This is a genomic window from Trinickia symbiotica (assembly GCF_003028655.1).
In the GTDB taxonomy this organism is placed as follows: Bacteria; Pseudomonadota; Gammaproteobacteria; order Burkholderiales; family Burkholderiaceae; genus Trinickia; species Trinickia symbiotica_A.
The window spans coordinates 310,641-323,527 of the sequence record NZ_PYUC01000003.1 but is presented as its reverse complement, the minus strand read 5'-3'; the positions used below and the strand labels follow the sequence as shown (position 1 = coordinate 323,527).

16 protein-coding genes are annotated in these 12,887 nt (G+C 64.6%); 4 read left to right on the top strand and 12 right to left on the bottom strand.

From position 1 onward, the window contains the following. Positions 1 to 79: 79 nt before the first annotated feature. From C9I57_RS07545 to C9I57_RS07520, 6 genes are all read right to left on the bottom strand, one after another. Positions 80 to 1,150, bottom strand: coding sequence for a CobW family GTP-binding protein (locus tag C9I57_RS07545; RefSeq protein ID WP_107150000.1), 1,071 nt, complete (start codon positions 1,148 to 1,150; stop codon positions 80 to 82). 177 nt (positions 1,151 to 1,327) lie between these two features. After that, the gene (locus C9I57_RS07540) at positions 1,328 to 2,704 is read right to left on the bottom strand and encodes a class I SAM-dependent rRNA methyltransferase (protein ID WP_107150189.1); all 1,377 of its coding nucleotides are present in this window, start codon (positions 2,702 to 2,704) and stop codon (positions 1,328 to 1,330) included. Positions 2,705 to 2,776: 72 nt separating this feature from the next. Continuing rightward, a complete protein-coding gene (xerC, locus tag C9I57_RS07535; RefSeq protein WP_107149999.1) occupies positions 2,777 to 3,706 on the bottom strand; it encodes a tyrosine recombinase XerC in 930 nt (309 codons plus the stop codon). 80 nt (positions 3,707 to 3,786) lie between these two features. Next, positions 3,787 to 4,554: a DUF484 family protein gene (locus tag C9I57_RS07530; RefSeq protein ID WP_107150188.1), complete on the bottom strand. Its 768-nt coding sequence runs from the start codon at positions 4,552 to 4,554 to the stop codon at positions 3,787 to 3,789. A 46-nt stretch (positions 4,555 to 4,600) separates the two neighbouring features. Further along, a complete protein-coding gene (dapF, locus tag C9I57_RS07525; protein WP_107149998.1) occupies positions 4,601 to 5,467 on the bottom strand; it encodes a diaminopimelate epimerase in 867 nt (288 codons plus the stop codon). 44 nt (positions 5,468 to 5,511) lie between these two features. Further along, positions 5,512 to 6,396 carry a lipid A biosynthesis lauroyl acyltransferase gene (locus C9I57_RS07520; protein WP_107149997.1) on the bottom strand — a complete coding sequence of 295 codons (885 nt, stop codon included), beginning with the start codon at positions 6,394 to 6,396 and terminating at the stop codon, positions 5,512 to 5,514. A 295-nt stretch (positions 6,397 to 6,691) separates the two neighbouring features. On the opposite strand from C9I57_RS07520, the gene metK reads away from it, so the two are divergent. Then, positions 6,692 to 7,879: a methionine adenosyltransferase gene (gene metK, locus C9I57_RS07515; protein WP_018441245.1), complete on the top strand. Its 1,188-nt coding sequence runs from the start codon at positions 6,692 to 6,694 to the stop codon at positions 7,877 to 7,879. 151 nt (positions 7,880 to 8,030) lie between these two features. On the opposite strand, the gene C9I57_RS07510 is transcribed toward metK, so the two are convergent. The 3 genes from C9I57_RS07510 to C9I57_RS07500 all read right to left on the bottom strand — a co-directional run bounded on the left by C9I57_RS07510 (position 8,031) and on the right by C9I57_RS07500 (position 9,074). Next, positions 8,031 to 8,213 carry a hypothetical protein gene (locus tag C9I57_RS07510; protein ID WP_146166182.1) on the bottom strand — a complete coding sequence of 61 codons (183 nt, stop codon included), beginning with the start codon at positions 8,211 to 8,213 and terminating at the stop codon, positions 8,031 to 8,033. Positions 8,214 to 8,307: 94 nt separating this feature from the next. Beyond that, entirely contained in the window at positions 8,308 to 8,487 is a 180-nt protein-coding gene (locus C9I57_RS07505; protein ID WP_440130182.1) for a hypothetical protein, read from the bottom strand. Positions 8,488 to 8,720: 233 nt separating this feature from the next. After that, entirely contained in the window at positions 8,721 to 9,074 is a 354-nt protein-coding gene (locus C9I57_RS07500; RefSeq protein WP_107149995.1) for a hypothetical protein, read from the bottom strand. 478 nt (positions 9,075 to 9,552) lie between these two features. Here C9I57_RS07500 and C9I57_RS07495 point away from each other — a divergent pair, with 478 nt between their 5' ends. Further along, on the top strand, positions 9,553 to 10,314 hold the full coding sequence (locus tag C9I57_RS07495) for a phytanoyl-CoA dioxygenase family protein (protein ID WP_107149994.1): 762 nt from the start codon (positions 9,553 to 9,555) through the stop codon (positions 10,312 to 10,314). 14 nt (positions 10,315 to 10,328) lie between these two features. Here the strand turns inward: C9I57_RS07495 and C9I57_RS07490 are convergent, their stop codons facing one another. Continuing rightward, a complete protein-coding gene (locus tag C9I57_RS07490) occupies positions 10,329 to 10,544 on the bottom strand; it encodes a DUF3185 family protein (protein ID WP_107150186.1) in 216 nt (71 codons plus the stop codon). A 146-nt stretch (positions 10,545 to 10,690) separates the two neighbouring features. On the opposite strand from C9I57_RS07490, the gene mgrA reads away from it, so the two are divergent. Beyond that, positions 10,691 to 11,737, top strand: a complete 1,047-nt coding sequence (mgrA, locus tag C9I57_RS07485; RefSeq protein WP_107149993.1) for an L-glyceraldehyde 3-phosphate reductase — start codon at positions 10,691 to 10,693, stop codon at positions 11,735 to 11,737. Positions 11,738 to 11,762: 25 nt separating this feature from the next. Here mgrA and C9I57_RS07480 read toward each other — a convergent pair whose 3' ends face one another. After that, positions 11,763 to 11,948 (bottom strand): hypothetical protein, encoded by a 186-nt coding sequence (locus C9I57_RS07480; RefSeq protein ID WP_181321761.1) that lies wholly within the window; start codon positions 11,946 to 11,948, stop codon positions 11,763 to 11,765. 244 nt (positions 11,949 to 12,192) lie between these two features. Further along, positions 12,193 to 12,375 (bottom strand): hypothetical protein, encoded by a 183-nt coding sequence (locus C9I57_RS07475; protein WP_107149992.1) that lies wholly within the window; start codon positions 12,373 to 12,375, stop codon positions 12,193 to 12,195. A gap of 241 nt (positions 12,376 to 12,616) precedes the next feature. On the opposite strand from C9I57_RS07475, the gene C9I57_RS07470 reads away from it, so the two are divergent. Beyond that, the gene (locus C9I57_RS07470) at positions 12,617 to 12,832 is read left to right on the top strand and encodes a hypothetical protein (RefSeq protein WP_018441236.1); all 216 of its coding nucleotides are present in this window, start codon (positions 12,617 to 12,619) and stop codon (positions 12,830 to 12,832) included. Positions 12,833 to 12,887 lie beyond the last annotated feature (55 nt).

Genomic DNA, 12,887 nt, shown 5'->3' with positions numbered 1-12,887 from the left:
GAGCGGACAAAAAGCGATCACCCACTCTCGCAGCCGCGCTCGCTTGCGCACGCTCGGGCACTCGTCGTCGGCGGGAGCCTCAGACGAGGCAGGCGTCGAGGCCGTCCGTGATCAGATCTTGCGGCAGATCGATACCGATGAAGACCATCTTGTTCGTCTTCTTCTCCGCCGGCAGCCATTTGGCGGCCAAGTCGCTGCCCATCATCTGGTGGACGCCCTGAAACACCACCTTGCGGTCGACGCCTTTCATGTAGAGCACGCCTTTGTAGCGCAACAGTCGCTCGCCGTAGATTTGCAGGACTCCGCCGAGAAAATCCTCGAGCTTGTTCGGATCGAACGGACGGTCGTTGCGGTAGACGAACGACTTGATGCGGTCGTCGTGGTGCGCGTGATGGTGATGCGCATGGCCGTCGTGGGCGCAATGCCCGTGGTCATGATCGCAATCGGCATGATCGTGATCATGGTCATGGCCGTGCGCGTGGTCATGATCGTGATCGTCTTCGGCAAGGAAGTCCGGGTCGATCTCGAGCTTCGCGTTGAGGTTGAAGCCGCGCAGATCGAAGATTTCCTTGATGTCGGCGTCGCCGAAGTTGACCAGCTTGATCGGCGCCTTGGGATTCATATGCACGAGGCGGTGACGTAGCTCGCCGAGCGCGGCTTCGTCAACGAGGTCAGCCTTCGTGACGAACAGGCGGTCGGCGAACCCGACCTGACGCTGCACGACTTCGTGCTCGTCGAGCTGATTGTCGGCATGCTTCGCGTCGACGAGCGTGATGATCGCGTCGAGCAGGAATTCGTCGGCGATTTCATTGTCGATGAAGAACGTCTGCGCGACGGGGCCCGGATTGGCGAGGCCTGTCGTCTCGATGACGACGCGGTCGAACGCGAGCTGGCCCGAACGCTTCCTTTCGGCCAGATCGCCAAGCGCCCGCACGAGGTCGCCGCGGATCGTGCAGCAGATGCAGCCGTTGCTCATCTGCACGATTTGCTCGCCCTGCTCCTGGACGAGGATCTCGTTGTCGATGTTCTCTTCGCCAAACTCGTTTTCAATGACGGCGATCTTCATGCCGTGCTTTTCGTTCAGGATGCGCTTGAGCAGCGTGGTCTTGCCGCTGCCGAGGAAGCCGGTCAGGATGGTGACGGGAATCATGGGAATCGCCTGTCGGATCGGGTTAAATCAGGGTCGTAACCGCTATCGGGCGGTCAACTAAATATCGAAGGATACTCGTCGGCGGGATGGCGCGCTCGCGGGCGCGTCGGCGCTGGCGCCGTGGTGGCCGCCGGCGGCCTGCCTTTCGCACGGAAACTGCATTTAAATGGGGGTGCGCTAGAGGATTTGCAATAGCAGGCCTTTCAGATACTCGCCCTCGGGAAACGAAGCGAGCAGCGGATGATCGACGCCGGCGCCGAGCCGCCTGAGGATCCGAGCGTCGACGCGTGCATCCGCCGCGGCGCCCGCGACGATTTTTTGGAACAGGTCGGCATCGATCGCACCCGAGCACGAGTAGGTGAAGAGCAGCCCGCCCGGCCGTAGCAGCCGGAAGCCCGACAGGTTGATGTCCTTATAGGCGCGCGCGGCGCGATCGACGTGCTCGCGCGCCGGCGCGAACTTCGGCGGATCGAGAACAACGAGATCGAAGCGCTCCCCCTCGTCGGCAAGCCGCCGCAGCGTGCGGAACGCGTCGGCGTCGAGCCACTCGGCGCGGGCCGCGTCGAAGCCGTTCGCTTCGACGTTTGCGCGCGCGAGCCCCAGCGCTTCCCCCGACGAATCGATCGACACGACGCGCCGCGCACCGCCTTTCAACGCCGCAAGCGAAAAGCCGCCGGTGTAGCAGAAGCAGTTGAGTACGTCTCGATCGGCGGCGTAGGCCTGCACGAGTGCGCGGTTGTCGCGCTGATCGACATAAAAACCCGTCTTGTGCCCGCTTCGAACATCTACGTGATAGCGCACGCCGTTCTCGCTGGCGATCAGCGTCTCGGGCGGCGCGGCGCCCGCGAGTACGCCCGTCGTTTGCTCGAGCCCCTCCTTTTCGCGGATCGCCACGTCCGATCGCTCGTAGACGTTGGGGCAGCCCGTCGCGCCGACAAGCGCCGCGACGATCGCCTCTTTCCAAGCCTCCACGCCGGCCGCCATGAACTGGCAGACGAGCTGGCCGCGAGTGGTCGCTTCATCGCCGGGCTGCGGAAGGCTGCCGTCTTCCTTCGAAGAGTCGCCCAAAGGGATTTCCTTCGGGGCATCCCCCACGGGGACTACCTTCGGGGCATTCCCCACGGGGACTACCTTCGGGGCGTCCCCCAAGGGGATTACCTTCGGGGCATCCCACACGGGGACTACCTTCGGGGCATCCGCAACGTAATAGTCGACGATGAGCCCCGGCAGCCCGTCGGCTTCGCCGAACACGAGCCGCACGGCCCGCGTGCCGCTGACGAACGAGCGCCGGTGCCCCACGGCGCGTTGCACGCGGCGCTTGAAGAATGCGTGATCGATCGGCTCCGCTTCGTCGAAGCTCCAGACGCGCAGGCGAATTTGGGAGTGAGGACTGAAGGCCGCGCGGGCCAGAAAGCGGCCGTCGCTCGCGCGCACGACGACGGTCGCGCCGGGCGCGGGCTTGCCGTCGACGCGCTCGATGGCGTTCGCATAGACCCACGGGTGACGGCGCAACAGCGATTTTTCTTTCGACGGTTTGAGCGTGACGGTATTCATGATGATGCAACAGTTTTTGCGCATCGATGCTGCCTCACGAAGGCCACCGGTCTTCGTGACGCGCATCGAACGTCAATCGCGCTTTTTGGCGCGCGGATGCGCCGTATCGTAAATTTGCGCGAGGTGCTGGAAGTCGAGCGACGTATAAATCTGCGTCGCGGCGACGCTCGCATGGCCAAGCAGCTCCTGCACCGCGCGCAGATCGCCGCTCGATTGCAGCAGATGCGTCGCGAACGAGTGACGCAGGACGTGCGGGTGGACGTTCGCCGGGACGCCGGCGGCGAGCGCCGCCCGTTTGACGCGCTCGCGCACGACGTTCGGCGACATGCGCGCACCGCGCGCGGAGAGAAAGAGCGGATGCGGGTCGAGCTTGACGAATGCCCCACGCGCGGCGAGCCAGGCCGACAGCGCCTCGACGGCTTTGCGGCCGACGGGAACCGTGCGCCGTCGCTTGCCCTTGCCGAGCACCGTCACCTCCGCCGCCGCGAGATTGAGCCAACCGGCCGAGCGGTAGCCATCGACTTCAGCGAACGCGACGTCGAGCCCGACGAGTTCGGCCAGACGCAACCCCGACGAATAGAAGAGCTCGAGGATTGCCTGATCGCGCAGGCCTTCGGCGTCGACACTGCGCTCGGCATCCATGAGCGCCGCCGCGTCGTCCACGGACAGCGCTTTCGGCAGCCGCTTCGGCTGCTTGGGCGCACGCACGGCCGCCACAGGATTGGCCGGCATCTCGATGCGCTCGGCAAGCCATCGGTAGAACGCGCGCCAGGCCGACAGCCGGTGAGCGATCGAGCGCGCCGAGAGGCCGTTTGCATGCGCCCGCGCAACGGCGCCGCGCATATCGGTCGCTGTCAGGGCTGCAAGCGGGCGCCCATTCGCCAGCGCCGCAAGCGCCTCCAGCTCGTGCATGTAGCTGCGCAGCGTATGCTCGGAGAGCCTCCGGGCGTGCTCGAGGCTCGACAGATAGGCAGCGATCAGTTCGTTGTCGGCCGGCTGCACGGTCGAGGTCCCGGGGCGGTGAGCAAGTATCGAGAAGAAAACGGCCAGACGGCGCGCAACGCGTGTCCCCCGTTGTTCGGCTATCGCATCAGCAACCGGCTCAACGCCGCGCTGGCGAGCGTGCCGATCTGCATGAGGAAGTCGGTCGCCATTCCTTCGTGAAAACGTCGCGGATCGGGCGAGCCCATCACAAGAAGGCCGAACGTCGGGCCTGCATCGTCGGCGCCCGTCGACGAGCTCGCCGAGGCGGTGGCCGGCTCGCGCAGCGCGATCAGCGCGACCGACTGAAATGCTTCGGTCGATTCGCCCGGCGAGAGTTCGACGCCGCCGTTTTCCGATGCTGCGGCGCCCGCTTTCGCCGCAGGTGCCGCGGCGTCGAGCCATTGCGCCGCCTCGAAGCCCGTGTTGGCTCCGCAATAAGGCGCACCGAGGCTCGCCGCGAAGATCCGGACCTCTTCGCCGACATGGCGCGCAAACTCGGCCTGCGCGTAAGGCTCGGCGACATCCCAGAGACGCAGTGCCGCGCTCGGCACGTCGAAGACTTCGGTCAGCCCCTGCGTGACGGTGCGCGGCAGCGCATGCGTGTCGCGCTCGGCCATCACTCGGGCGGTCCAGCGGTTGAACTTCGCCGCGATGCTGTCGTTCTCGTGCCCATAGCGCAAGAGCTCGGCGAGCCGCCGCTCGAGCAGCTTGTTCTTCTCGCGCAGCATGTCCATCTGCTTTTCCTGCAGCGAGACGGCGGCTTTGCCATGCGGATTCGCGAGCCGGACGGCGGCAAGCAGCTCCGCGTGCCGCGAGAAGAACTCCGGGTTGGCGAGTAGAAATTCGGCGACTTCGCGATCGTTCATCATGGGGCGCAAAAAAGGGGCTGGCGGAAACGCTAACGACGTCTGCTCAATCCGGCAATTCGATTTCACCCTCGAACACCGTGGCGGCGGGGCCGGCCATCGTGAGCGGGGCCGTTTCGTCGCGCGAGCCGTCCCAGGCAATGGTCAATGTCCCGCCATGCGTTTCAACGGTGACGGGCGAATCGAGAAGGCCGCGCCGGATGCCGGCCGCGACCGCCGCGCAGGCGCCGGTCCCGCAGGCCAGTGTCTCGCCTGCGCCACGCTCGAAGACGCGCAGCTTGATCGCGTCGCGCGACACGATTTGCATGAAGCCGGCATTGACGCGTTGGGCAAACCGCACGTGGCGCTCGATCTCAGGGCCTACCGTCAGGACGGGATAGGCCTCGACATCGTCGACGACTTGCACCGCATGCGGATTGCCCATCGACACGACCGACACCCAATGCGTCGCTCCGGCTGCCTCGACGGGCCAGACGGTATCGGCGCCTTCCCGGCGACCCACGAGACCGCTCGCGTCGAACGGCACTTTTTCAGGCTCGAAGACGGGCCGGCCCATGTCGACGACGACTTCGCCGTTGTCCTGCATCGTCAGCGTGATGAGGCCGCCATGGACCTCGACGCGCACGCTGCGCTTGTCGGTGAGCCCTCTATCGCGGACGAACTTGACGAAGCAGCGCGCGCCATTGCCGCAATGCTCGACCTCGCCGCCGTCGCAGTTGAAGATGCGGTACCGGAAGTCGGCGCCGGCCGTACGCGGCCGCTCGACGAGCAGCAGCTGATCGGCACCGATGCCGAAATGACGATCCGCCAGCGCGCGCACGCGCTCGGGCGTCAGCGCGAGTTCGCGCGTGTAGCCGTCGAGCACGACGAAGTCGTTGCCCGCGCCGTGCATTTTGGTGAACTTGAGTCTCATGGCGGGCTATTGTAAGCGACGCGCGGCTCTCGCGAGGCTCGCGTTCAATAGAAGCTCGGCATGCCGGGCGGACGCGTCTTGAATCGCTTATGGACCCAGTAGTACTGCTCGGGCATGAGCGGAATCTGTTCCTCGAGGAATGCGTTCATGCGGCGTGCGTCGGTTTCGTCGTCGCCGCTCGGGTAGTTCGCCCAGGGTTTGAAGACTTTCAGCCGATACCCCTTGTAATTGGGCAGCACCTCGCCGATGAACGGTACGACTTGCGCGTTGCCGGCCTTCGCGAGCCGGCCGACCGCGGTCAGCGTGCAGGTCGGAATGCCGAAGAACGGCACGAAGGTCGAATTGCGCAGGCCGTAGTCCATGTCGGCGCCGAGCATCACGGGCTTTCGCTCGCGCAGCCAGCGCAGCACGATGCGCGCGCTGTCGGCGCGGCTCGCCATGTCTGCGCCGAAGCGGCCGCGCGCATGCTTGGCCACCTCCTCGAGCTCGGGGTTCGACATCGGCTGATAGAGCGACGCGCATTGGCGCCTGAGCGCCCGGTTGATGTAGATCGAGCCCGCCTCGATGCCGACGAAGTGAAAGCCAAGCAGCAGCGTCGGCGGCATGTCGGGATCGGTCAGATCTATTTCGCTGTCGACCTGAACGAGCTTGTCGAGCTTCTTCGCCGACGCGAACCATTGGACGCTGCGCTCGAGGTAGCTGCGGATCGCCTGCCGAAAATGCTTGCAAGCGATTTCCTCGCGCTTTTCGTCGCTCCATTCGGGAAAGCAGAGCGTCAAGTTCGTGTGGACGATGCGGCGCCGCCGGCTCGGAATCTGATAGAGCAGCCAGCCGAGGCCGTCACCCGCGCGCGCGACGAGGCCGTAGGGCAGCATGGCGAGCAGCTTGAGCAGCCCGATGGCGATCTTCGTGCCGACTCGCGTCAGCATGCGCGGCCTCCCGAACGGGCCGGGGTGGCGAGCGCGCAAACGCCTGAGGAAAGGGGGATCGGCAAGAGAAAGACCAGACCACTGGCAGGGTGATTCACGAGGCTCGGTATGTGGCGATTTTGGAAAGCCGCTATAATACGACCTTCGCCGAGTTAATTGACAACTTGCGGGGCGAAGCCGCCGGGCGCGATCAGCGCTCCCGCGGTGCAGGAATCCGCTAAAGCGTCGCCGCTTCAGGCTCCCGAAGTTGGCTACGTGAAACGCAAAGAACCGTAACCAATAAGGAGTCCGAAACGTGGCAAACGACTATCTCTTCACCTCCGAATCCGTTTCCGAAGGTCATCCCGACAAGGTCGCGGATCAGATCTCGGATGCCATCCTCGACGCCATCTTCGCGCAGGACAAGTACTCGCGTGTCGCGGCCGAGACGCTTTGCAACACCGGTCTCGTCGTGCTGGCCGGCGAGATCACGACGACCGCCAACGTCGACTACATCCAGGTCGCGCGCGATACGATCAAGCGCATCGGCTACGACAACACGGATTACGGCATCGACTACCGCGGCTGCGCGGTGCTCGTGGCTTACGACAAGCAATCGCCCGATATCGCACAGGGCGTCGATCGCGCGCACGACAACAACCTCGATCAGGGGGCGGGCGACCAGGGCCTGATGTTCGGCTATGCCTGCGATGAAACGCCCGAGCTGATGCCGCTTCCGATCCACCTGTCGCACCGGCTCGTCGAGCGTCAGGCGAGCTTGCGTCGCGATGGCCGTCTGCCTTGGCTGCGTCCCGACGCGAAGTCGCAAGTGACGGTGCGCTACGTCGACGGTAAGCCGCATTCGATCGACACCGTCGTCCTTTCGACGCAGCATGCGCCCGACGTCGAGCTTCCCGCGCTGCGCGAGGCCGTGATCGAAGAGATCATCAAGCCGACGCTGCCGGCCGAGCTCGTCAAGGGCGATATCAAGTTCCTCGTGAACCCGACGGGGCGGTTCGTCATCGGCGGTCCTCAGGGCGACTGCGGCCTGACGGGCCGCAAGATCATCGTCGATACATACGGCGGCGCGGCGCCGCACGGCGGCGGCGCGTTTTCGGGCAAGGATCCGTCGAAGGTGGACCGTTCGGCCGCCTATGCGGGCCGCTATGTCGCGAAGAACATCGTCGCGGCGGGACTCGCTTCGCGCTGCCTGATCCAGGTGTCCTATGCGATCGGCGTGGCGCAGCCGACTTCGGTGATGGTCAACACGTTCGGCACGGGACGCGTCTCCGATGCGAAGATCACCGAACTCGTGCGCGAGCATTTCGATCTGCGTCCGAAGGGCATCATTCAGATGCTCGACCTGTTGCGTCCGATTTACGAGAAGACGGCTGCGTATGGCCACTTCGGCCGCGAAGAACCCGAGTTCTCCTGGGAAGCGACCGATAAGGCGCTCGCTTTGGCCGAGGCGGCCGGCACGGAACCTGTGGCAGCCGTGGCATAAGTCGCGCGAAGGTCCGGCGACGCGAAGGCGCCCGCGCCGGGCGCTGACGGCCGAGTTCGGTCAGGATCATAGGAAACCCGGTGGCTCGCTGCGGCGGCTCCCGGGTTTCGTTTTATCTGGATAAGGTCGTGTCGTCCTGGCGCTGGCGAGATTAGCCGTCTTCGCCTACTTCGACTGGATCGGGCAACTCGGGCTGCGCGGGTTCTTCCTGTTGCTGTTCGGGCTCATCGGCCGGGTGTTCGGACGCGCCATCGCCGTCCGCGCCGCCGCCGCCGAAAAAGCGCTGTATCGACTCATCGACGTTCAAGCCGCGCAAAGTCGGTATCGGCATCATCAGCTCCCATTCGTCAACAATGACGATTGAAAGCCGCGCAATGCGCATACCCGCGCGAAGGCGCGGGCCGAGCGAGCGTCAGCTGTTCGACATCTCAATCGAAGCAGTTTCGGAACGCGACGGCCACGATGACGGGCATGCACATCACGAGCGGAATGGCGAAATACGGCACTTCCAGGTCGACGACCCAGCTGTAGACGAGCCAGCCGATCCCGGCCGCAAGCGTGCCCACGCCGACCAGTGCGGTGAGGACGTTCAGCATCCGTTTCGACATGCGCTTACGCGGCCTTTCTTCGTTAGGAGCCATATTCGGAGGCATCGAGCGCGGTTTCATGGGTTGTATTTTAGTCCGCTGCCGACCGCCGGGGCGGGCTGAAGCGTGCGCGCTCGCGCGCCGCGGCACGAGCCACCGTCTCTCCCCGATCTCGGGGAGGCACTCGTTCGTCAACAGTTCCGAGCTTCAGCGCCGCTCGTCAGTGGTCCACTGAGGAGGCGCAATTTTCGTGCTCACGGTGCGAACGAGAACCATCCCGCGCTGGCTGCGAGCCGCCTCACGCGCCGACTGCTCATCGCCCGATACGAATTGCGCGCCGCCGCGGCGCGAGGCCGTGTGTTGTGGCGCAGGAGGGTGTTCAGCGAGAACGACCGCACGGCATTCCTCGCCAGTAGCGCCGCAACGAGCGCGCGGAGCCAGGCGCGCAGGACGCCGGCCGGCTCTGACCTCACGCTCGGATTCGCGCGGGCCGATTGTCTGCGGGCGCTTGCGGCGTGGTGGCGCAACGCGCGAACGATGCCGCGCCGCGCCGGGCGCGCCGCTTTCAGCGCGGCTTGTTTCAGGCGGAAGGCAATTCGTCTTTTCATGGATGGCAGAGTAACAAGGTCAGTGCGCGCTGGACCGCTGCCAGCGAACTGTCTGTCCGCCAGCGCCCCGCGGCTGCGTCGCGGGCGCGCATAGCAAACCCCCTTGAGGAGCAGTCAGCGAACAAAGTGAGCAAGGGCCGTCCAGTGGCGCCGCGTTCGACGCAGCAATCGTGCCATGTGAAGCTCGAGGGACGGACGGCGCGCAGTCCGGCGTCAGAACGGCGGCCGAGCCGCGTCGCCGGAGAAGGGCTAGTGCAATCCATATAACACTCAAGCCTACACGGGGATCGTGACAGAGGAAAGTCGGTATCACCCCGGGGCAGCGCTGCACGGGTCCGGTGTACCGGTGCACCTGCGCGGTGTCGCGCAACCTGGACCGTCCCCGCAGCCCACGCGCGACCCGGAGCATACCGTTCGCGCCCGCTTTACAATAGGCGGTGCTGCTACAACAACCGCCTTTCGGGAACGGATCGTCTCAATGTCAGAGCAATCGAAGAAAGAGCAGGTAGACACGCTACGTGAGCGCGGCTACGTCGTGGTGAAAGGGCTCGTCTCTCCTGAGCGGTGCGCCGCGCTGAAAGCACTAGCGTTGAAAGAGCTGAACGAAGCGAAGCCGCCCATCGAATACGAGGCCGATCTGCGCTATCCCGGCGCCCCCGAATCGAGGCAAGCGCCCGGCGGACATACCGTGCGCCGCTTGCTCGACGCCTACGCGCGGCATGCGCTGCTGCGCGAATGGGCCGCGGCCGTGGAAGTGCGCGGATGGATGGAGCTTTACTTCGGCGAGACGCCGCATCTTTCGCGCGCCCATCACAACTGCATCATGACAAAGCACCCCGCTTACGGCAGCCTCACGGGCTGGCATCGCGATGCACGCTATTGGTCGTTCGAGCGCGACGATCTCATCTCGAGTTGGCTCGCGCTGGGCCCCGAATTCGTCGATAACGGCGCGCTCTGGTTCGTGCCCGGCTCGCACAACCAGGCGTTCACATCCGACCGCTTCGACGCGGCCAAGTTCTTCCGCTCGGATCTTCCCGAAAACAGCGCGCTGATCGCGACTGCCGTCTCGCCCGAGCTAGAGGCGGGCGATGTCGTATTCTTTCACTGCAACACGCTGCACTCGGCGAGCCGCAACGTCACCGACGAAGTGAAGTATTCGCTCGTCTTCACCTATCACGGCGCGAGCAACGTACCGTTGCCGGGCTCGCGTTCGGCGTCGAAGCCTGAGGTCGTGCTCTGAGCGGGTGGGGGCGGCTAGCCTCTGCGTGAGGAGCCCACGGACGAAGCCAATCCGATGAGCCCGGCGATCGTGGCGACGACGCCACCCGCAACGAGCCAGATCGTCTTGTTCGTCGGCGCGCCCGTGAAGATGCGCGACATGTCGTTCGCGAACGAATGGATCGACTGGCCGCCGAAATAGAGCAGTACGACGCCGCCTACGATCAATGCAATGGAAACCGCTTTCGTCATGGCAATTGGTGTGAATGGGAACGTCGCCGCCCGGGAATTGGCGTGGCGCGTGTCCGTGTGTTTCAAGTCCGCTCGCCGCCGAGTCGCCGCATGGTGCGTACCCGAGGGCGCCGGCCCCGTTTCGAGTTTATCCATGAGGACCCAAAATGGCCTATGAAGCCGCTTCGAGCCGCTACGCGGAAATGCAATACCGCACGTGCGGCAAGTCGGGATTGAAGCTGCCGGCGTTGTCGCTCGGTCTTTGGCACAATTTCGGCGATACGACGCCGCTTTCGACGCAGCGCGACATTCTGCGCACGGCGTTCGACCTCGGCATCACGCATTTCGATCTCGCCAATAACTACGGCCCCCCATATGGTACGGCCGAGATCAACTTCGGTCGTCTTTTCAAGGACGACTTCCGCCCCTACCGCGACGAACTGCTCATTTCGACGAAGGCCGGATGGGATATGTGGCCGGGACCTTACGGCCAAGGCGGCGGTTCGCGCAAGTATGTTCTCGCGAGCCTCGACCAAAGCCTGCAGCGCATGGGGCTCGACTACGTCGATATCTTCTACTCGCACCGCTTCGATGCCGAGACGCCGCTCGAGGAAACGGCCGCCGCGCTGGCGAGTGCGGTACACCAGGGCAAGGCGCTCTACGTCGGCATCTCTTCCTATTCGGCGGGCAAGACGCGCGAGATCGCCGAATTGCTGCGCGAGCACAAGGTTCCACTCCTGATTCATCAGCCCTCGTACAACATGCTCAACCGCTGGATCGAAGGGGGGCTGCTCGACGCACTCGACGAGACTGGAACCGGTTGCATTGCGTTCACACCGCTTGCACAGGGGCTACTGACATCGAAGTACCTGAACGGTGTGCCTGCCGATGCGCGTATCAACAAGCCGGGGGGCGGCTCGCTGCAACAGAGTCATTTGAGCGCCGAAAACATCGAGCGCGTGCGCAAGCTCAATGCGATCGCCGAGCGTCGCGGGCAAAGCCTGGCTCAAATGGCACTCGCGTGGGTGTTGCGCGATGCGCGTGTCACGTCCGCGCTCATAGGCGCGAGTCGGGCGGAGCAGGTACGCGAAAACGTCGCGGCGCTGGCGCGCCTCGACTTTTCAGCCGACGAGCTGGCCGAGATCGACCGCTATGCGACGGAGGCCGGCGTCAACCTTTGGGAGAAGCCGTCGACCGATCAGCCGATCCGATAAGGCAGTCGGGCTTACGCCCGCGCCGCTAGACGAGTGCGGGCAATCCTTCCACGAGCACGACCGCGAACACGACGCCGAGCATCGCGCCGATCACCCGCAAAAAGTTGTGGAGGAACGTCGACGAGGTGGGGCACGCCCCGAGGAATAGCGCGCCCGCGAGCGCCATCGGGATGATGAGGATGAAATCGCTGATCGTGAAGTAGTGCATCATGCTTGTCTCCTCCTTTTTGTTCGGCGCGCGGTGCCCCACTGGGCAGAGCGTTCGCGTTTGCCGCTTTTGCCGCCCTGGGTTCGCCGTGGGTGCGCCTCGGACGATCGGTCCGTAGCGCACCATGCCTTAAATCAGTATAGGAGACCGTTCAGCCAATGGTGTTATGTTCAGCGAACGCGCGTGCCGCCGCCGAATTGGCGCTTGAGCGAGGCCCGGCGTGCGTGACGCCCGGTCTCGGGCGCCGTTATTGAGCGTCGCTGGCCGGCGCCGCCAGGCTTGGCGCCGGTTGCGGCGCATCGGCGGCTCTCGCCGTGGTTGCTGTCGGCTTGACGTAATCGGGAGCTGTCTCGGCACAGCCGCCCAGCGCGACGGCGGCCGCCGCCACGCAGGCGACGCGCGCCGTTCCCGCCAGCAATGAAATGACCATACGAATTCCACTCCTTCGCGATGTGATTTGCCGCCGCGGTTTCGCATTGGCGGCATACTTCACGCATACCGACAATCGTACCGCGTGCAGCGTCTTTCGGCAGACAGCGATTCGTAAGGATGAATGCGGGAAATGACGGCAGATAGGTCGTTACATTCGGCTATCGTGCCGTGACGGTTCCGTGAACAATCGCTCCATGCGCCACGGCCCAACCACCCATTACTGACCACGGGGAAACATCATGCAAGTCGGTTCGATCGTCAGGTCCGTGCATATCGCGGTGCCCGCGGGCGCGCGCGGCATCGTCATGCGCATTCTCGGCAACATGGCGATGGTCGTTTGGTATGCGGGCGAGCCTGGCGCATCGCTGCAACTCAATACCGAGCCGTTCTTTCTCGAGGACCTCATCGATACCGGCGAGCTCGTCGCCCGCCCCGCCGGCGCGCTGGTCCACTGAGCCGAACTCCAACGCGCCGATCACAGCCCCCGGTAGATTCGGCTCGGATATTGAG

Excerpts from the sequence above, each read along its gene's own strand:
- C9I57_RS07545 (WP_107150000.1), bottom strand. The coding sequence starts at position 1,150 with ATGATTCCCGTCACCATCCTGACCGGCTTCCTCGGCAGCGGCAAGACC.
- C9I57_RS07540 (WP_107150189.1), bottom strand. The coding sequence starts at position 2,704 with ATGAATACCGTCACGCTCAAACCGTCGAAAGAAAAATCGCTGTTGCGC.
- C9I57_RS07530 (WP_107150188.1), bottom strand. The coding sequence starts at position 4,554 with ATGAACGATCGCGAAGTCGCCGAATTTCTACTCGCCAACCCGGAGTTC.
- dapF (WP_107149998.1), bottom strand. The coding sequence starts at position 5,467 with ATGAGACTCAAGTTCACCAAAATGCACGGCGCGGGCAACGACTTCGTC.
- C9I57_RS07520 (WP_107149997.1), bottom strand. The coding sequence starts at position 6,396 with ATGCTGACGCGAGTCGGCACGAAGATCGCCATCGGGCTGCTCAAGCTG.
- C9I57_RS07510 (WP_146166182.1), bottom strand. The coding sequence starts at position 8,213 with ATGATGCCGATACCGACTTTGCGCGGCTTGAACGTCGATGAGTCGATA.
- C9I57_RS07505 (WP_440130182.1), bottom strand. The coding sequence starts at position 8,487 with ATGTCGAAACGGATGCTGAACGTCCTCACCGCACTGGTCGGCGTGGGC.
- C9I57_RS07500 (WP_107149995.1), bottom strand. The coding sequence starts at position 9,074 with ATGAAAAGACGAATTGCCTTCCGCCTGAAACAAGCCGCGCTGAAAGCG.
- C9I57_RS07495 (WP_107149994.1), top strand. The coding sequence starts at position 9,553 with ATGTCAGAGCAATCGAAGAAAGAGCAGGTAGACACGCTACGTGAGCGC.
- C9I57_RS07490 (WP_107150186.1), bottom strand. The coding sequence starts at position 10,544 with ATGACGAAAGCGGTTTCCATTGCATTGATCGTAGGCGGCGTCGTACTG.
- mgrA (WP_107149993.1), top strand. The coding sequence starts at position 10,691 with ATGGCCTATGAAGCCGCTTCGAGCCGCTACGCGGAAATGCAATACCGC.
- C9I57_RS07480 (WP_181321761.1), bottom strand. The coding sequence starts at position 11,948 with ATGATGCACTACTTCACGATCAGCGATTTCATCCTCATCATCCCGATG.
- C9I57_RS07475 (WP_107149992.1), bottom strand. The coding sequence starts at position 12,375 with ATGGTCATTTCATTGCTGGCGGGAACGGCGCGCGTCGCCTGCGTGGCG.
- C9I57_RS07470 (WP_018441236.1), top strand. The coding sequence starts at position 12,617 with ATGCAAGTCGGTTCGATCGTCAGGTCCGTGCATATCGCGGTGCCCGCG.